This window comes from Ideonella sp., assembly GCF_041287625.1.
In the GTDB taxonomy this organism is placed as follows: domain Bacteria; phylum Pseudomonadota; class Gammaproteobacteria; order Burkholderiales; family Burkholderiaceae_C; genus Ideonella.
Map to the genome: position 1 here is coordinate 28,107 of NZ_JBGGNH010000044.1, position 16,546 is coordinate 44,652.

Consider the following 16,546-nt stretch of genomic DNA (forward strand, 5'->3'; position numbering starts at 1 on the left):
CAACGGGAGGAGACCCATGCTGTACACGACTCGAACGCTGGCGCTGCTGGGCGCCTGGCTGCTTTTGCCCGCGGCCTTTGCCGGCACCGCGCGGCTGGACTGCGGCGGAAATGGTGGCCGCTATGACGCGGTCTACAGCGCCGACCGGCTCTATGACGCCAGCAACGGGTCTGGTGCCATTGGCGGCACCGCCAGCACGCCTTCGCTGCTGTATGCCGGCCAGGTGATCGAGAACACCGCGTATTCGCCACTGGTCAACAGCGTGCGCGAAGGCGCCAGCGAATACCGTTTCGACGTGCCCAACGGCACTTACCTGCTGAACATGCAGTTCGTCGAGCTGGTGCAGAACGGGCCCAACCTGCGCAAGTTCTCGGTGCTGGCCGAAGGCCTGCCGCTGCTGCAGGACTTCGACCTCTACGCCCGCTTCGGCCGCAACTACGCGGTGACCTACCAGTTCGCCGTGACCGTGGCCGACGGGCAGCTCAACGTGACCTTCCCGGCCAGCATCGGCCAATCCACCATCGCCGCAATCTCGGTGCAGTCCACCAAGGCCGACACCCGCGCGCCGAAGACGCTGGCCTCGGTCGCCGCGCTGGGCGGCTACTACCGCAACATCGTCACCTGGCCGGATTCGACCGAGGCCGACCTGGCCGGCTACCTGGTCAGCCGCGCCGCATCGTCCGGCGGGCCGTACACGCTGCTCACGCCCAAGCCGGTGCCGAACAGCCGCTACTTCGACGACGCGGTCACGCCGTTTGCCGCCAGCTTCTACAAGGTCGCCGCGGTCGACGTGTTCGGCAACCAGAGCGCGCTGTCCGCCGCTGTTTCCGCCGCACCGCTGGACCGCACGCAAAGCACGCTGCCGGCCTTCCAGCTGACCATCCCGGCCGACCAATACGCCATCCTGCAGGCCAACCCCGATTCGGACTACGTGACGGCCGACTTCGCCGGCGACAACCTGCTGTTCAGCGCCATCGGCGTCAAGTTCCGCGGCGCCACCAGCCTGAACAACCAGAAGAAGTCCTGGAAGGTCAACTTCAAGAAAGGCGTGCCGTTCCAGGGCCGCGACAAGCTGATCCTCAAGGCCTCGGGCCTGGACACCACGCAGCTGGCCGAGTGCCTGTCTGCCGCGCAGCTGGCGGGTGTGTCCACGCTGTTCTCCAGCTGCAGCTTTTCGCACCTGGAGGTCAACGGCGAGTACCTGGGCGTGTTCAGCCACCTCGAAGACGTGGACGACGACTTCTTCAACGCCCGCGCCATCAACCCCAAGGGCCAGCTGCTGGAAGCGCAGGACGTGGTCGCGTCCAACTTCCGCATGCTGGACGACTATTCGACCGCCTGGGACGACCACAGCGACAACGACGACGGCTACCCCGCGCTCGCCGCGCTGGTGCAAACGGTCAACGTGACCTCGGACGCCGACTTCCCGGCCGTCATCTCGGCTGTCATCAACGTCGACAGCTACCTGGACTACCTGGCCGCGATGCAACTCACCGGCGACTGGGACCACGTCGGCCACAACTACTACATGTACCGCAGCCCGGACAGCCCCGTCTGGGAAGTCATTCCCAAGGACTTCGACCAGGCCTTCTACCAGACCACGCTGTCGCTGCTGAAGGGCGTGAAGACTACGCCCCGGCAGTCGATCAATACCTACAACGTGCTGACCTCGCGGCTGCTCACGGTGCCGCTGTTCCGCCAGCAGTACGTCAACAAGCTCGCCGAACTGCTGGCCACGCAGTTCACGCCGGCCCTCCTGAACCCGCGCATCGACAGCCAGCACCAGACGGTGCTGGAAGACACGCACCGCGACGTCTACAAGCGCTTCCGCGAGGACAACGCCGGCTTTGACGCCTCGCCCGCCGCGCTGCAGGATTTCGTGAGCCAGCGCATCGCCTACATCAACGCCAACCTGGCCAGCATCTCGCCCAACCTGGCCCAGCCGCTGCTGCTCAACGAGGTGCTGCCGGACAACCGCACCAGCGTCGTCACCGCCGCCGGCAATCACAGCCCCTGGGTCGAGCTCTACAACCCCGGCAGCCAGGCCTACAACCTGGCCGGCCACTTCCTCACCAACAACCCCGCCCAGCCCACGCTCTGGCCCTTCCCGGCCGGCACCAGCGTGCCGGCCCACGGCTACCTGCTGGTCTGGCTGGACAACCTGCCCGCCGCCGGCGAACTGCACGCCAGCTTCACCGCCAACCCCAAGGGGCAGGCGCTGGCGCTGTATGCCCCATCGGGCAGCAGCGTGACATTGCTGGACACCATCGCCTGGCGCGCGCAGCCTGCCGACACGTCCTACGGCCGCCGTGGCAGCGGCTCGTCGCTGTGGGGCCGGCAAACCCAGGCCACGCCGCTGGGGGCGAACACGGGACCGTGAGGCTTGCGCTTTTCCCGGGCTTGATTTGGCCGCGTTGCGCGCCATCTTCAGGTCTGGAGGAAGTCTCATGCATACCACCGGGTCCGACCCGGCCAGCCTGCTGGCCATGAGCGCCGTGCTGCTGGCAACCGCCTTGTTCGTCGCTGGCTTGCTGTTGCAGCCGCGCTGGCAGGCCTGGCGCCGCGCGCGGCTCGCGCGGCAACCGTTTCCGCAGGCCTGGCGGCGCGTGCTGCGCAAGCGTGTGCCGCTGGTCGCCAAGCTGCCGGCGGATCTGCAGCTCAAGCTCAAGCAGCGCATGCAGGTCTTCCTCGCCGAGACGGCCTTCATCGGTTGCGCGGGCCTGAAGGTCAACGACGAAATGCGCGTGACCATCGCCGCCCAGGCCTGCCTGCTGCTGCTGGGCCGGCCCGAGGTGGCGTTCGACCGGCTGCGCCAGGTGCTGCTGTACCCCGGCGCGTTCATCGTGGACCGGGTGCACAGCGGTGCTGCCGGCGTGCAGCGCGAGGAACGCCGGGTGCTGTCGGGAGAATCCTGGCAGCAAGGCCAAGTCATCCTGTCCTGGCAGGACGTGCTGGCGGGTGCTGCCGATGCCGGCGACGGCCACAACGTCGTGATCCACGAATTCGCCCACCAGCTGGACCAGGCCAACGGCCCGGCGAACGGCGCGCCGTTGCTCGGCACCCGCGCTCAGACTCGCCGCTGGTCGCAGGTGATGCAGGCCGAATTCGACGCGCTGCACGCCCGCCTGGCTCGGGCCCGATGGGCCGAACCCGGCACACCCGAAGCGTCACCCGGCCTGCTCAACCCCTACGGCGCCACCGACCCCGCCGAGTTCTTCGCCGTGACCAGCGAAGTCTTCTTCGAGCAGCCCCAAGCGCTGCTGGACCAGCATCCGGCGCTGTACCAGGTGCTCAGCGAGGCCTACGGGCAGCATCCGGCCAGTTGGTGACAGGCGAAAGGCTCGCGGACCAGCGGGCCACCTGCTGCGCCACCCAGGCCGCGTCGTCCAGCGGCAGGTCGTGCCCGGCAAGTGAATGGGCCTGGAGCGGCAGTTGCCAGGCCTGCGCCAGGCGCTGCGAGCAGGCGGGGTTGACGAGGCGGTCGGCCGCACCGTTGAGCACCAGCATCGGCACGGTGGGCGGCTGCAGCGGTGCCCGATAGCGAGCTGCCGCCCACAGCTGGCGAAGCGTGTTGGCGGCGCTGACCGGGTTAGTGCGGCGCAAGGCCTCCCAGTGGGTCAGCACGGCGCGGGCGCGCAGGGGTTGGCTGGCGGCCAGGGCACTGGTCAGGCCCAGCAGTTCGGCCTCCCACGCCGGGCCTGAGAGGGCGCGGCCGCGGGCGCTGCGCAGGCGCCAGAGCCAGCGCAGCAGGGCCAGTGGCGCGGCGGGGCGCAGCCGATGGTGCAGCGGGCTGAACGGGCGCAGGCTGGTGTTGACGAGCACCGCGCCGCGCAGTTCCTGCGGGTGGCGCGCAGCCCAGTCGCAGGCGACCATCGCGCCCAGTGACAGGGCCAGCACGTGCACCGGGCCATCCTTCAAGACGGGCTGCAGGGTCCCGCGCAGTGCCTCGGTCATGGCCGGCACGCGGCTTGGGCTGACTTCGCGGTGGCGCACGCCGTTGCCGGGCAGCTCCGGAAGGATCAGGCGCGCGTTGGGCAGGGCTTGCTGCAGGCGGACGGGGAAGTCGCCCCAGTGGCCGGCGCCGCGCGTCAGGCCGCGCAGCAGCACCCATGTTGGCGGTGAGGCGGGGGCATTCATGCGCGCGGCGTCCGGTACCAGCGGTTCAGCGCGAGTTCGAGCTGGGTGTGGCGTTCGGTGGGCGCGGGCAGCCAGTGCGCATGGCCCAGCGTGGCGCGGGCGATGAAGTCCAGCCACGCCACGTGCCGGCGCAGCACGCGCTGGCGGCGGTGCTCGATCAGCGGGTTGAACGCGCCGTGCCGGCTGAACAGCTGGCGCGGGTTTTTCTTGACCCACAGCCAGGAGCCCATCTCCAGCGTCAGCGGCAGGAAGATGCTGCCGGGGTGCTGGTGCTGGCCCTGGTCGTACAGGTGGTCCCACAGGTCGCCATGGGTGCGGTATTGGCGGCTCTGCGGCTCGAACACGTAACGGTGGTGCAGTTGCGCGCGGTCGAACACCTCGCACAGCGCATGCAGCTCGGGCAGGTGCTCGACCGGGTGCGCGGTGTGCGCATACGGGAACCAGATGCGGTCGTGCAGGCCGAAGCCGGAGTGGCAGTCCACCGCGATGCTGAAGCCACGGCCCAGCAACTGGCTTTCGACCAGCGCGCACAAGGCCTGGCTCTCGGCTTCCATCGGCTGGCCGGCGCGGCCGCGGTACCAGGGCAGCACCGGGCTGATGCGCTGGCCGGAGACCAGCCAGGGCACCGGCGGCTGTGCGTCCACCGGTGCATTGCGCATCAGGTCCACGCCGCGCGGGTTGGCGCGGCTGCCACGCCAGTAGCCGCCGGGGTTGACCAGCGGCATCAGCACCAGGCGCATGCCGGCCAGCAGGTGGTGCAGCGTGTCGTCCCAGGTTAGGCGCTCGACGAGGCTGCGCAGGAAGGCCATCGCGACCTCGGCGCCGATGCGCTCGAGCCCATGCACGCCGCCGAACACGCCGAGCGCCGGTGCGGCCGGGTCGCTGCTGCCCATGCTGACGGCCAGCAGCGGGAAACGCTCGCCGTGGCCAGCGTCGATCTCGCCCAGCGTGTGCAGCGTCAGGTAAGGCGCACTGGTGTCGACCAGCCGGCGGATCGCCGTCAGTTCCGGCAGCAGAACAGGCATGGCGGTTCGCACAACGACAACGGCAGCGACAACAGCATCGCGTGAGGGTAGGGCTGCCGTGTGTCATGCGGGTGTCATGGCCGGCACGCCGGTCTGACGCAAGGGTTTCACCGGGACTTCACGGGCACGTCATGTGATCTGACGACCATCGCGGCATCAAGCATTTCCTCTCAGGAGCAGACCATGAGCTTTCCCCGTTTTGTGCTGAGCGCCCTGGCGCTGGCCTCGCTGTGCGCCACGGCCCAGGCTGCCGAACTCGTCGGCTACGCCAGCCTCCCGGCCGACACCTTTGCCAAGGGCCCGACTGCCGGCCAGTTCGTCTCGTCGGCCAATGGCCGCACGCTGCCGCTGGTCGACAAGCAGCCGGTGCAAGGCTTCTCGGCCGTGCTGCCCGGCCCGGTGGCCGGCACCTACCGCGTGATGCCGGACAACGGCTTTGGCAACAAGGCCAACTCGCCGGACGCGATGCTGCGCACCTACACGCTGCAGCCCAACTTCCGCACCTGGGACGGCTCGGCGCTGGTCGGTGAAGGCAACGTGCTGCCAGTCAACGAGAAGACCGGGGCTGTGGTCGCCGCGTTCACCGACGAGACCTTCACCGCGCTGAAGGACCCGGACGGCCTGATCGGCTTCACCAAGGTGGCCGACCGCGAGTTCTACCCCTACTCGGGCAGCGGCCCGGGCGCTGCCGACATTCCCGTGCCGCAGAAGGTGCGCGACGGTGGCTACCTGACCGGCAGCGACCTGGACATCGAATCGATGCGCCGCGACAAGAACGGCTACTTCTGGTTCGGCGACGAATTCGGCCCGTTCCTGGTCAAGACCAACAAGAACGGCAAGGTGATGCGCGCTGCCATCCCGATGGCCGGCGTTCAGTCGCCTGACAACCCCTTCCTGAACGGCGCGCAACCCACGCTGAACGGCTCGAACGGCTTCGAAGGCATGGCCATCAACGCCGCTGGCGACCACCTCTACACGCTGCTGGAAGGCAGCGTGGTGGGCGACACGCCCAAGACCCTGCGCATCAACGAATTCAGCGTGGACGACGAGGCCTACACCGGCCGGCAGTGGCACTACAAGCTGGACGACGCCGGCACCAACATCGGCGACATGACGGCGGTCAACGCCCACCAGTTCATCGTGCTGGAGCGCAACGGCACGCAGGACCCGCGCTTCAAGCGGGTCTACCTGATCGACCTGAACGTGGTCGACGCCGACGGCAATGTGCAGAAGACCGAGATCGCCGACCTGATGAACCTGGCCGACCCGCACGACCTGAACCAGGACAGCAGCCAGACCTTCACCTTCCCCTGGGTGACGATCGAGGACGTGCTGGTGCTGGACGCTTCGACGCTGCTGATCATCAACGACAACAACTACCCGGGCAGCAGCAAGACCGCCGGCGTGCCGGACATCACCGAGTTCCTGCGGGTCAAGCTGGACCAGAAGCTGGCCCTGAAGGACAAGACGCCGCTGAATTGAACCCGCGCCCGTCTGCGGACGGGCCAGGGAGGGAGAGCATGAAAAAGGCCGGCCCCGCTGCGAAGCGGGCCGGCCTTTTGTCGTTGATCCAGGGACTCAGTTGACGACGGGCGGCGCCTTGGTCACGCGGACCTTGCCGCCGGTACTGACGATGACCACAACGTCGCCAGGCTGCAGGTTTTCATTGCCCTTGGCTTGCACGATGGCGCGGCGGTCGCCATTGCGCAGCTGCACCAGCAGCTCCACGCCTTCTTCCTTGGTGGAAGAGCGCTCCACCGCGTTGCCGATGGCGGCACCGGCCACCGCACCGATCACACCGACGATGGCCGATTCCCGCGAGCCTCCGACGCTCGAGCCGGCGACGCCACCCACGACGGCGCCGGCAGCGCCGCCCAGGCCACTCTGGCTGCCGTCGATGGTCACCGGGCGCACGCTGAGGATGGTGCCGTCCTGCACGGTGGACAAACGCTGTGCGTCGCCGCGCTGCACGACGTCAGGGCTGGAGGTGGCGCAGGCGGCCAGTGTGGCCACCATCGTGGCGAGGATCAGGCGGGAAGCGAGGCGTTGCATGGTGTTTCAGACGTGTTGAGCGGGACAGAACGCCCCGGGCGGGCGTGGCGTTGACAGGTCTTTTCAGGCGCGCCATCAACGGGTGAATTGTGCGCGCCACGCGTTGCCCCCTGCTTTTGCATTGACAAGACGGTAGTGGACGCCGGTGCGGCGCGAATTGCCGCGCGGTGAGGGTTTGTGAAGCAGCCGTTCAGCCGGCCGGGTACAGAGCGCCCAGGACGCGCGGGCCGCGGGCGCCGGTCACCTCGGCGCGGTTGCCGGGCCGGCGCTGCATGAAGGCGCGGGCCAGCCAGGCAAAGGCGGCGGCTTCGACCTGCAGCGGCGGCAGGCCGGCGTCGTCGCTGCTGTTGACCATGACGCCGGGCAGTGCGGCGGCCAGCCGGTGCATCAGGTCGTCGTTCAGTGCGCCACCGCCGCAGACCAGCAGGTCGGCGCTGGCAGGGGCATGCTGAAGCAGCGCCTGCGCGGCGCTTTGCGCGGTGAACTCGGCCAGCGTGGCCTGCACGTCCTGCGGCGCAGGCAGGGCCGCGGCGACGAGGCTGGCGAGCTGGCGCATCAGCCAGGTCGCGTTGAACAGGTCGCGGCCGGTGCTCTTGGGCGGCGGCGCAGCGAGGAAGGGTTCGGCCAGCAGCCTGGCCAGCAATTCGGGCTGGACCTGGCCGCCCGTGCTCCAGCGGCCGGCTTCGTCATAGGCCTGGCCCAGGTGCATGTGCACCCAGTGGTCCAGCAGCGCGTTGCCGGGGCCGCAGTCGAAGCCGCGCACCGGCGTGGTCATGTCGCGGCTGCCGGGCAGCAGTGTCAGGTTGGCGATGCCGCCCAGGTTCAGCACGGCACGTGGCCGTTCGGTGCCGCCGAAGACCATCGCGTGGAAGGCCGGCACCAGTGGCGCGCCCTGGCCTCCGGCGGCCACGTCGCGGCTGCGGAAGTCGCAGACCACGTCGATGCCGCAGCGCTCGGCCAGCAGCGCGCCCTGGTTCAATTGCAGCGTGTAGCCCAGGCCGTCGAACTCAGCCGGCCGGTGGCGCACCGTCTGGCCGTGCGAGCCGACGGCGGTGACCTGGTGGGCGCGGCAGCCGTGCTGGCGCAGCAGCTGCTGCACCACGCCGGCCTGCAGCGTGGCCAGCGCATTGGCGGCCAGCGCGGCCCGGTGCAGTTCGTCGGCGCCGCGCTGGTTCAGCGCCAGCAGTTCTTCGCGCAGCACGGCGGGGAAGGGCGCATGCGCGTGGGCCAGCACCTGCATCGTTGCGCTCTCGCGCTGGAAGGCGGCGAGCACGCCATCGATGCCGTCCAGCGATGTGCCTGACATCAGGCCGATGTAGAGATCGGCGTTGTCCATGGCGCTCAGGCCGCTGCTGGGCAGCGCCGCGTCATTCGACGCGGGCGGTCTGCTGGCCACGCGTGTCGTTGGCCACCGTCAGCTGGATCTTGGCGGCCTGCGCCAGCGCGGTGAAGCGGGCGCGCTGCGACGGGTCGAGCTTGATGGTCTCGGAAGACTTGGCGATCTCCAGCGGGTCTTTCTGCAGGCCGCCGACCTTGAATTCGAAGTGCAGGTGCGGCCCGGTGGCCCAGCCGGTCATGCCGACGGCGCCCAGGCGGTCGCCCTGGCTGACGTGCTGGCCTTTCCGCACGTCGATGCGGCTCATGTGTGCATAGAGCGTCGTGCGGTCGCCGGCATGGTGGACCTGCACCACGTTGCCGTAGCCGTTTTGCTGGCCGGCGAATTCGACGGTGCCGTCACCGACGCTGCGGATCGGCGTGCCCATCGGTGCGCCGTAGTCCACGCCCAGGTGGGCTTTCCAGATCTTCTGGATCGGGTGGAAGCGCATCGAGAAACCGGAGGTCACGCGCGAGAACTCCATCGGGCTGGCCAGGAAGCTGCGGCGCTTGCTCTCGCCATTCAGGTCGAAATAGCCGCCCTTGCCTTCGCCGAACCACACCGCCTGGTGCGGATGGCCGTCGTTGATGAACTCGGCGGCCAGCACACGGCCGCTGCCCTGATTCCAGGTGATGGGTTCGCCGTCGGCCGTCAGGTGTTCGTAGACGACGCTGAAGGTGTCGCCCTTGCGCAGCTCGCGGCGGAAGTCGATGTCGGTCGAGAACAGTTCGGCGATCTGGGTGGCGACGGCGTCGGGGATGTTGGATTCGTCGGTCGCGGCGAACAGCGAGCTGCGGATGGTGCCGCTGGCCAGGCGTTGCGTGGCTTCCAGCGGCGCCTGTTCCAGATGCGATTGCCAACGGCCCTGCGCGTCGCGTTCGATGCTCAGCCGGCTGAAGCGGGCCTGGCCCTGGCTGTCGTCGTCGGTCGCGAAACGGGCCACCAGCGAGTCCAACCGGCCGCTGCCACTCAGCGAGGCGGTGATCATCTTGCCGGCCCGGCCCTCGACCAGCTTGCGCCCGATCGGGTCCAGGCGCAGCCATTGCACGGCGGCTGCGTCGACCACGCCCAGGCGCTGCATCAGGCTGTCCAGCGTGTCGCTGGGGCGGGTGATGTCGCTGCGGTTGAGCTGCAGCTCGGTGTCGGCCAGGGCCTCAAGCTGAGGCGCCAGCGCTTCGGGGGTGACGGTTTGCACCACCAGGCGCTTGGGCAGGTCGGCCGCGTCAGGCGCCATCGGCGCGATGCCGAATGCGGTCACCCCGGTGCCAGCCAGCAAGGCCAGGATGGCGGCGGAAAAACCGCGGGGATGCGAGTGGATGAACTGTGCTGCGGGCGCCAAAGCGCGCTGCAGGGCGGAAAGAGAGGGTGTGCCCGACGACTTCAATCTTCAGCGGAGCTGCTTGCTCCGTCCTGTGTGCGGCGTGCACGCCAAAGCGTGCACCATGTGCCAAGACGGCAAAACCGGGCGCCATGCGCCTGCCGTCATCCACCATCCTGCAGCCCCGTAGAATCGCGGTCCTTGCTTGGAAGCAAGGACTCCTTCTCCACTCGTTTCCACCCGCTTTTTTGCCGTTGTTCGTGCGGTGCTGCCGGCTCGAAAAAAGAATCGGCGCAGTATACCTGTGACACTTCCGCCAAAAGGCGCGCCCGAACCGGGCAAACACCTGTTATTTACACCGATGTCCGAATCTGCTGCCATGCCGGCGCCCGTTGGCGCCAACCCGTCTGACAGCGCAGCTGCTGCGGCCGTCTCCCTGAGCGACGGCGTGCGCGAGGCGCTGGCCATCAGCCAGCGCGGTTGTGCCGAGCTGCTGCCGCAGGCGGACTGGGTGAAGAAGCTCCAACGTTCCGAAGCCACCGGCCAGCCCTTGCGCATCAAGCTGGGGCTGGACCCCACTGCGCCTGACATCCATATCGGCCATACCGTGGTGCTGAACAAGCTGCGCCAGCTGCAAAACCTGGGGCACACGGTGATATTTCTCATCGGCGACTTCACGTCGATGATCGGCGACCCGTCCGGCCGCAACGCCACCCGCCCGCCGCTGACGCGCGAGCAGATCGAGGCCAATGCCCAGACCTACCGCCGCCAGGCCGACCTGATCCTGGACCCGGAAAAGACCGAGCTGCGCTACAACAGCGAATGGAGCGACCCGCTGGGTGCCCGCGGCATGATCGAGCTGGCCGCCAAGTACACGGTGGCCCGCATGCTGGAGCGCGACGACTTCACCAAGCGCTTCCAGTCCAACACCCCCATCTCGCTGCACGAGCTGTTGTACCCGCTGATGCAGGGCTACGATTCGGTGGCGCTGAAGAGCGACCTGGAACTCGGCGGTACCGACCAGAAGTTCAACCTGCTGGTGGGCCGCGCACTGCAGGCCGAATACGGCCAGGAGCCGCAGTGCATCCTGACCATGCCGCTGCTCGAAGGCCTGGACGGCGTCGAGAAGATGTCCAAGTCCAAGAACAACTACATCGGCATCACCGAGCCGGCCAACAGCATGTTCGCCAAGACGCTGTCAATCAGCGACGAGCAGATGTGGAAGTGGTTCACGCTGTTGTCCTTCCGCTCCGAAGCGGAGATCGCGCAGCTCAGGGCCGAGGTCGAAGGCGGACGCAACCCCAAGGACGCCAAGGTCATGCTGGCCAAGGAAATCACCGCACGCTTCCACAGCGCCTCTGCGGCCGACGCCGCCGAGGCCGATTTCCAGAACCGCGCCAAGGGCGGCATCCCGGACGACATTCCCGAGCTGACGCTGAGCGGCGCGCCGATGGGCATTGGCGCGCTGCTGAAGGCGGCCAACCTGGTGGCCAGCAACGGCGAGGGCCTTCGCATGGTCGAGCAGGCTGGTGTGCGCATTGATGGCACCGTCATCAGCGACAAGGGCCTGAAAGTCCAGCCCGGCACTTTTGTCGTGCAAGTCGGCAAGCGCAAGTTCGCTCGCGTGACCCTGGGATGACGGCACCCGGTCCCTCGGGTACGTGGGCCCACCCGCCGGGCGGGTTGCGCGGCCGCCTTGGGAGCGGCCCGGCGCCGGCCGCGTCACAACTCGCAACAGGCCAGGGCGGTGGCACGCGAGCGGGTAAGCTCGCGGCTCCTCCGGCTTGGCCGGATTTTTCAGGACCGACGAGATGACCCGTTCCCTGCGTTCTTCGCTGACCCTTGCCGCGGCCTGCGCCGTGGCCCTGCTGTCCGGCGCTGCCCATGCGGCCGATGCCGCACCCGTGACCACCGCTTCCGGCCTGGTCTACACCTCGATCAAGGACGGCACCGGCGCCAGCCCGGCGGCCACCGACAAGGTCAAGGTGCATTACCGCGGCACGCTGATGGACGGCAAGGAATTCGACAGCTCCTACAGCCGCAACGAGCCGGCCGAGTTCCCGCTGAACCGCGTGATCCCTTGCTGGACCGAGGGCCTGCAGCGCATGAAGGTTGGCGGCAAGGCCAAGCTGACCTGCCCGCCTGGCATTGCCTACGGCTCGCGTGGTGCTGGCGCCGTGATTCCGCCGAATGCGACGCTGAACTTCGAAGTCGAACTGCTGGACATCATCAAGTAAGGCCCGCCAGCCGCGGAAGCGCTGCGTGATTGCCGTGATCCAGCGCGTCAGCCAGGCCCACGTGGTCGTGGCGGGCGCGACGATTGGCGCCATCGGCCCCGGCCTGCTGGTGCTGCTGTGTGCCGAGCCGGAAGACAGCGAAGTGCAGGTCGCCAAGCTGCTGGACAAGTTGCTCAAGCTGCGCATCTTCAGCGACGACGCCGGCAAGATGAACCGCAGCGTGTCCGACCTGGACGGCCAGGGTAAGTCCGGCGGCTTGCTGGTCGTCTCGCAGTTCACGCTGGCGGCCGACACCCGCGGCGGCAACCGCCCCAGCTTCACCGGTGCGGCGCCCGCAGCGCTGGGCCGCAGTCTGTACGAGGCCTTTGTCGCACTGGCTCGCCAGCGCCACCCCATCGTCGCCACCGGAGAGTTTGGTGCCGACATGCAGGTGCACCTCGTCAACGACGGCCCGGTGACGATTCCGATCACGGTGCGCTGAGCGCAGCATGAAAAAAGCGCCCCGCAGGGCGCTGGGTGGCCGGTCCTGGCCGGGTCAGTCCGCGTACTGGCCGGCAGCCTTGATGGCCGGGCCCCACTTGTTGATCTCGGCCTCGACCCACTTCTTGTGGTCCGCGGCGTTGGAGCGGTTGTCGGTCACGACGACGGCGCCCAGCGCCTCTTCACGCTTGTGGAACTCAGGATCCTTCAATGCGACCTTCAATGCAGCGTTGAGCTTTTCCACAACTGCCTTGGGCGTGCCCTTGGGCGCGTACAGGCCGTGCCAGATCGTCACGTTGAAGCCCTTCAGGCCGGCTTCGTCCAGCGTTGGCAGCTTGGACAGCAGGGCGCCTGGCAGGCGGGCTGGCGTGGTCACCGCAAAGGCCTTGACCTTGCCGGACTCGATCTGGCTGGTGGTGTTGGTGGTCTGGTCGCACATGATGTCGACCTGGCCGCCCAGCAGGTCGGTCATGGCCGGTGCCGTGCCCTTGTACGGCACGGTGGTCATGTCTTCCTTCAGGCTTTGCTGGAACAGCAGGCCGCACAGGTGCGAGGCGGAACCCAGGCCGGCGTTGGCCAGGTTGACCTTGCCCTTGTTGGCGGCCAGCCACTTGGCCAGCTCGGCGTAGTTGGTCGCCGGCAGCGTGCTGCGGCCAATCAGCGTCATCGGCACTTCGTTGATCAGGCCCAGGTATTCGAAGTCGTCCAGCGTCTTGTAGGCCAGGTTGCGGTACAGCGCAGGCGAGGTGGCCATGCCGATGTGGTGCAGCAGCAGCGTGTAGCCATCCGGTGCCGCCTTGCTGACCTTGGTCGCGCCCAGCGTGCCACCGGCCCCGCCGACGTTCTCGATCACGATCGCCTGGTTGCCCAGCGGCTTGCGCAGCGCCTCGGCAAAGTCGCGCGCGACCTTGTCGGTCGGCCCGCCCGCGGCGAACGGCACGACGATGGTGATGGCATGGTCCGGGTATTCGGCATGGGCGCTCTGCGCGCCGAGCGCGGCCAGCAACGCGGACAACGCGGCGCCGAACAAACGACGGTTCATGGAAGTGCTCCTTCTGTGGGGGCGTGAGGATGGGATGGGCGGGATGCTAGGCGCAGCAGGGGGCTGCGCCATCGCGGTTACTACGTAAGCTGACGCTACCATCTGCAGCCCCGTCAACCTCTGCGCCTTGTCATGCCCGCCATGCCCACCGTCATCCCTTTTTCGCTCGCTGAGCAGCCACCGGTGATCGACCAGCCGCGCGAATCCCGGCGCGAAGTGGGCGCACCGCAGCGCAGCACCTGGACGCTGTATGAAAGCGCGGCCGAAGGCGTGTCGGCCGGCATCTGGGATTGCGAGCCGGGCCGCTGGCGCATCGAATTCGGCCCGAACGAGCACGAGTATTTCCACGTGCTGCACGGCCGCGCGCGGGTCCATGAAGAAGGCGCGGGCTTCACCGAAGTCGGCCCCGGCCAGGCGCTCATGATCCCGCCGAATTTCCGCGGCTCGTTCGAGGTGCTGGAAGCCTTGCGCAAGCACTTCGTGATCATCGAAAAATGAGCTGACGGCGGCGGCTGGCGCGCTGGCTGCATGGCGAAAAATACTTGGCTGGAAAAACGCAGCGCGGGCGATTACGCTTGCAGCCCGCCGGCCGAGATTGTTCAACCTTGAAGGAGACACCATGTCCCTGCGCATCAACGACACCGCTCCGAATTTCACCGCCCAGACCACCCAGGGCGTCATCGATTTCCACCAGTGGATCGGCGACAGCTGGGCCATCCTGTTCTCGCACCCGAAGGACTTCACGCCGGTCTGCACCACCGAGCTGGGCTACATGGCGAAGATCGAGCCGGAGTTCACCAAGCGCAACGCCAAGCTGATCGGCCTGAGCGCCGACACGGTGGACCGCCACGGCGAATGGGCCAAGGACATCGAGGAGACCCAGGGCGCCGCGGTCAAGTACCCGATGATCGGCGACAGCGACCTCGCGGTGGCCAAGCTCTACAACATGCTGCCGGCCGACGAAGTGGGCACCGATGGCCGCACCGCAGCCAACAACGCCACGGTGCGTTCGGTCTTCATCATCGGCCCGGACAAGAAGATCAAGCTGATGCTGACCTACCCGATGACCACCGGCCGCAACTTCGACGAGATCCTGCGCGTGCTGGACTCGATGCAGCTCACCGCCAAGCACAAGGTGGCCACGCCGGTGAACTGGAAGCACGGCGACGACGTGATCATCACGCCGGCCGTCTCGAACGAAGACGCCGAGAAGGCCTTCCCCGGCTTCAAGACCATCAAGCCTTACCTGCGCACCACGCCGCAGCCGAAGTGAACGACCACCGGCAGGCTCGGGCTTTCAGGCTTCCTCGCTGGGCAGGAAACCTTCGATGGACAGGTAGCGTTCGCCGGTGTCGTAGTTGAAACCGAGGATGCGACTGCCGGCCGGCAGCTCGGGCAGTTTCTGGGCGATGGCGGCCAGCGTGGCACCGCTGGAAATGCCCACCAGCAGGCCTTCTTCGCGGGCGCTGCGGCGGGCGTAGTCCTTGGCTGCTTCGGCCTCGACCTGGATCACGCCGTCCAGCAGTTCGGTCAGCAGGTTCTTCGGCACAAAGCCGGCGCCAATGCCCTGGATCGGGTGCGGTGCCGGCTGGCCGCCGCTGATGACCGGTGAGGCGCTGGGCTCGACCGCGAACACCTGCAGCTTCGGCCAGCGGGCTTTCAAGACCTTGGCGACGCCCGACAGGTGGCCGCCGGTGCCCACGCCGGTGATGATCGCGTCCAGGCCTTCGGGGAAGTCCGCCGCGATTTCCTCGGCCGTGGTGCGCACGTGCACGTCGATGTTGGCCGGGTTTTCGAACTGCTGCGGGATCCACGCGCCCGGCGTGGCTTCGCGGAGTTCCTCGGCCTTGGCGATGGCGCCCTTCATGCCTTGCGCGCGCGGCGTCAGCACGAAGCTGGCGCCGTAGGCCAGCATCAGCCGGCGGCGCTCCACGCTCATGCTGTCGGGCATCACCAGCACCAGCTTGTAGCCCTTGACGGCCGCGACCATCGCCAAGCCCACGCCGGTGTTGCCCGAGGTCGGCTCGATGATGGTGCCGCCGGCCTTCAGCGCGCCGCTGGCCTCGGCCGCCTCGATCATCGCCAGCGCGATGCGGTCCTTGATCGAGCCGCCCGGGTTGGACCGCTCGGACTTGACCCACACCTGGTGGCTGTCGCCGAACAGGCGGTTGATGCGGATGTGCGGCGTGTTGCCGATGGTGGCGAGGACGTTGGCAGCTTTCATGGGCGCGATTCCTTGTGAAGGCGGGCATGATGCCGCATGCCGCATGCCGCATGCCGCATGCCGGGGCCGCGCATGAGCTTGTACGGCGCTGTCATGAGGAAACGCCGGGCCGCCCCAAGTTTCCGAATCCCCCTTGGGGGGACGGACGGGCGCAGCCCGGCCTTGGGGGCACCATGAGTCATGGGACAATCCGGCCCGTGAAGCCGACCAGACCGCCGCTGGTGCTAGTTGCCGAAAGGCCGCACTGGAGGAAGGTCCGGACTGCACAGAGCAGCGTAGCGGGTAACGCCCGTCCACCGCGAGGTGCGAATCAGAGCCACAGAGACGAGTCCTGCCGGGGCGCCCGAACTGGGGTGTTCTACCTGGGTCTGGCGCAAGCCAGAACCGAGTAGCCACCCCTGACGGGGCGAACGCCACGGCAGGGGTGAAACGCGGCAATCTTTACGCGCAGCAACACCAAATAGGCCAGCGATGAAGCGGCTTGCTGAGCTGGCGGGTAGGTGGCATCGAGCCAGGGTGGCAACATCCAGGCCCAGAGGAATGGCGGTCACGGCCGGCGCTTCGCAAGAGGCGCCGGCCGCACAGAATCCGGCCTATCGGTTGGCTTCACACTTTATTCAACCCCCGTCCGCGCGATCCGCGGGCGGTACCTGGCC

General features: G+C 67.9%; 15 protein-coding genes and 1 other RNA gene. 9 read left to right on the forward strand and 7 right to left on the reverse strand.

The features are described 5' to 3' along the window. Positions 1–16: 16 nt before the first annotated feature. Together ACAH41_RS17600 and ACAH41_RS17605 are read left to right on the forward strand one after the other, a co-directional pair. Complete coding sequence (locus ACAH41_RS17600; RefSeq protein WP_325655044.1) at positions 17–2,380, forward strand: CotH kinase family protein; 2,364 nt, start codon at positions 17–19, stop codon at positions 2,378–2,380. Between the two features lie 67 nt (positions 2,381–2,447). Next, positions 2,448–3,329 (forward strand): M90 family metallopeptidase, encoded by an 882-nt coding sequence (locus ACAH41_RS17605; protein ID WP_325655046.1) that lies wholly within the window; start codon positions 2,448–2,450, stop codon positions 3,327–3,329. Here ACAH41_RS17605 and ACAH41_RS17610 read toward each other — a convergent pair. Both ACAH41_RS17610 and ACAH41_RS17615 read right to left on the reverse strand, forming a co-directional pair. After that, the gene (locus ACAH41_RS17610; protein ID WP_325655048.1) at positions 3,292–4,137 is read right to left on the reverse strand and encodes an alpha/beta hydrolase; all 846 of its coding nucleotides are present in this window, start codon (positions 4,135–4,137) and stop codon (positions 3,292–3,294) included. The genes ACAH41_RS17605 and ACAH41_RS17610 overlap by 38 nt on opposite strands. Then, positions 4,134–5,162: a M14 family zinc carboxypeptidase gene (locus ACAH41_RS17615; RefSeq protein WP_325655050.1), complete on the reverse strand. Its 1,029-nt coding sequence runs from the start codon at positions 5,160–5,162 to the stop codon at positions 4,134–4,136. The genes ACAH41_RS17610 and ACAH41_RS17615 overlap by 4 nt, the downstream gene beginning before the upstream one ends. Positions 5,163–5,345: 183 nt before the next feature. Between ACAH41_RS17615 and ACAH41_RS17620 the strand changes: the two genes are divergently transcribed. Further along, positions 5,346–6,644 (forward strand): esterase-like activity of phytase family protein, encoded by a 1,299-nt coding sequence (locus tag ACAH41_RS17620; RefSeq protein WP_325655051.1) that lies wholly within the window; start codon positions 5,346–5,348, stop codon positions 6,642–6,644. Positions 6,645–6,740: 96 nt separating this feature from the next. On the opposite strand, the gene ACAH41_RS17625 is transcribed toward ACAH41_RS17620, so the two are convergent. The 3 genes from ACAH41_RS17625 to ACAH41_RS17635 form a co-directional block, all read right to left on the reverse strand. Beyond that, positions 6,741–7,214 (reverse strand): glycine zipper 2TM domain-containing protein, encoded by a 474-nt coding sequence (locus tag ACAH41_RS17625; protein ID WP_325655053.1) that lies wholly within the window; start codon positions 7,212–7,214, stop codon positions 6,741–6,743. 190 nt (positions 7,215–7,404) lie between these two features. Next, complete coding sequence (locus tag ACAH41_RS17630) at positions 7,405–8,550, reverse strand: anhydro-N-acetylmuramic acid kinase (RefSeq protein ID WP_370538391.1); 1,146 nt, start codon at positions 8,548–8,550, stop codon at positions 7,405–7,407. A gap of 31 nt (positions 8,551–8,581) precedes the next feature. Continuing rightward, the gene (locus ACAH41_RS17635; protein WP_325655056.1) at positions 8,582–9,928 is read right to left on the reverse strand and encodes a M23 family metallopeptidase; all 1,347 of its coding nucleotides are present in this window, start codon (positions 9,926–9,928) and stop codon (positions 8,582–8,584) included. A gap of 358 nt (positions 9,929–10,286) precedes the next feature. Between ACAH41_RS17635 and tyrS the strand changes: the two genes are divergently transcribed. From tyrS to dtd, 3 genes are all read left to right on the forward strand, one after another. Next, a complete protein-coding gene (tyrS, locus tag ACAH41_RS17640; protein ID WP_325655164.1) occupies positions 10,287–11,546 on the forward strand; it encodes a tyrosine--tRNA ligase in 1,260 nt (419 codons plus the stop codon). A gap of 172 nt (positions 11,547–11,718) precedes the next feature. Then, complete coding sequence (locus ACAH41_RS17645; RefSeq protein ID WP_325655058.1) at positions 11,719–12,144, forward strand: FKBP-type peptidyl-prolyl cis-trans isomerase; 426 nt, start codon at positions 11,719–11,721, stop codon at positions 12,142–12,144. Between the two features lie 25 nt (positions 12,145–12,169). Beyond that, a complete protein-coding gene (dtd, locus tag ACAH41_RS17650; protein WP_325655060.1) occupies positions 12,170–12,625 on the forward strand; it encodes a D-aminoacyl-tRNA deacylase in 456 nt (151 codons plus the stop codon). Between the two features lie 54 nt (positions 12,626–12,679). On the opposite strand, the gene ACAH41_RS17655 is transcribed toward dtd, so the two are convergent. Next, positions 12,680–13,666 carry a tripartite tricarboxylate transporter substrate-binding protein gene (locus ACAH41_RS17655; RefSeq protein ID WP_325655062.1) on the reverse strand — a complete coding sequence of 329 codons (987 nt, stop codon included), beginning with the start codon at positions 13,664–13,666 and terminating at the stop codon, positions 12,680–12,682. A gap of 132 nt (positions 13,667–13,798) precedes the next feature. On the opposite strand from ACAH41_RS17655, the gene ACAH41_RS17660 reads away from it, so the two are divergent. Together ACAH41_RS17660 and ACAH41_RS17665 are read left to right on the forward strand one after the other, a co-directional pair. Next, the gene (locus ACAH41_RS17660) at positions 13,799–14,164 is read left to right on the forward strand and encodes a cupin domain-containing protein (RefSeq protein WP_370538392.1); all 366 of its coding nucleotides are present in this window, start codon (positions 13,799–13,801) and stop codon (positions 14,162–14,164) included. A 121-nt stretch (positions 14,165–14,285) separates the two neighbouring features. Continuing rightward, positions 14,286–14,939, forward strand: a complete 654-nt coding sequence (locus ACAH41_RS17665) for a peroxiredoxin (RefSeq protein ID WP_325655065.1) — start codon at positions 14,286–14,288, stop codon at positions 14,937–14,939. A 24-nt stretch (positions 14,940–14,963) separates the two neighbouring features. Here ACAH41_RS17665 and cysK read toward each other — a convergent pair whose 3' ends face one another. Beyond that, a complete protein-coding gene (cysK, locus tag ACAH41_RS17670; RefSeq protein ID WP_325655067.1) occupies positions 14,964–15,890 on the reverse strand; it encodes a cysteine synthase A in 927 nt (308 codons plus the stop codon). 199 nt (positions 15,891–16,089) lie between these two features. Here cysK and rnpB point away from each other — a divergent pair. After that, an RNA gene (gene rnpB, locus ACAH41_RS17675) (RNase P RNA component class A) lies at positions 16,090–16,502 on the forward strand. Positions 16,503–16,546 lie beyond the last annotated feature (44 nt).

Bases quoted from the DNA above. Each gene is read 5' to 3' on its own strand.
- ACAH41_RS17600 (WP_325655044.1), top strand. From the start codon at position 17: ATGCTGTACACGACTCGAACGCTGGCGCTGCTGGGCGCCTGGCTGCTT.
- ACAH41_RS17605 (WP_325655046.1), top strand. From the start codon at position 2,448: ATGCATACCACCGGGTCCGACCCGGCCAGCCTGCTGGCCATGAGCGCC.
- ACAH41_RS17610 (WP_325655048.1), bottom strand. From the start codon at position 4,137: ATGAATGCCCCCGCCTCACCGCCAACATGGGTGCTGCTGCGCGGCCTG.
- ACAH41_RS17615 (WP_325655050.1), bottom strand. From the start codon at position 5,162: ATGCCTGTTCTGCTGCCGGAACTGACGGCGATCCGCCGGCTGGTCGAC.
- ACAH41_RS17620 (WP_325655051.1), top strand. From the start codon at position 5,346: ATGAGCTTTCCCCGTTTTGTGCTGAGCGCCCTGGCGCTGGCCTCGCTG.
- ACAH41_RS17625 (WP_325655053.1), bottom strand. From the start codon at position 7,214: ATGCAACGCCTCGCTTCCCGCCTGATCCTCGCCACGATGGTGGCCACA.
- ACAH41_RS17630 (WP_370538391.1), bottom strand. From the start codon at position 8,550: ATGGACAACGCCGATCTCTACATCGGCCTGATGTCAGGCACATCGCTG.
- tyrS (WP_325655164.1), top strand. From the start codon at position 10,287: ATGCCGGCGCCCGTTGGCGCCAACCCGTCTGACAGCGCAGCTGCTGCG.
- ACAH41_RS17645 (WP_325655058.1), top strand. From the start codon at position 11,719: ATGACCCGTTCCCTGCGTTCTTCGCTGACCCTTGCCGCGGCCTGCGCC.
- ACAH41_RS17655 (WP_325655062.1), bottom strand. From the start codon at position 13,666: ATGAACCGTCGTTTGTTCGGCGCCGCGTTGTCCGCGTTGCTGGCCGCG.
- ACAH41_RS17660 (WP_370538392.1), top strand. From the start codon at position 13,799: ATGCCCGCCATGCCCACCGTCATCCCTTTTTCGCTCGCTGAGCAGCCA.
- ACAH41_RS17665 (WP_325655065.1), top strand. From the start codon at position 14,286: ATGTCCCTGCGCATCAACGACACCGCTCCGAATTTCACCGCCCAGACC.
- cysK (WP_325655067.1), bottom strand. From the start codon at position 15,890: ATGAAAGCTGCCAACGTCCTCGCCACCATCGGCAACACGCCGCACATC.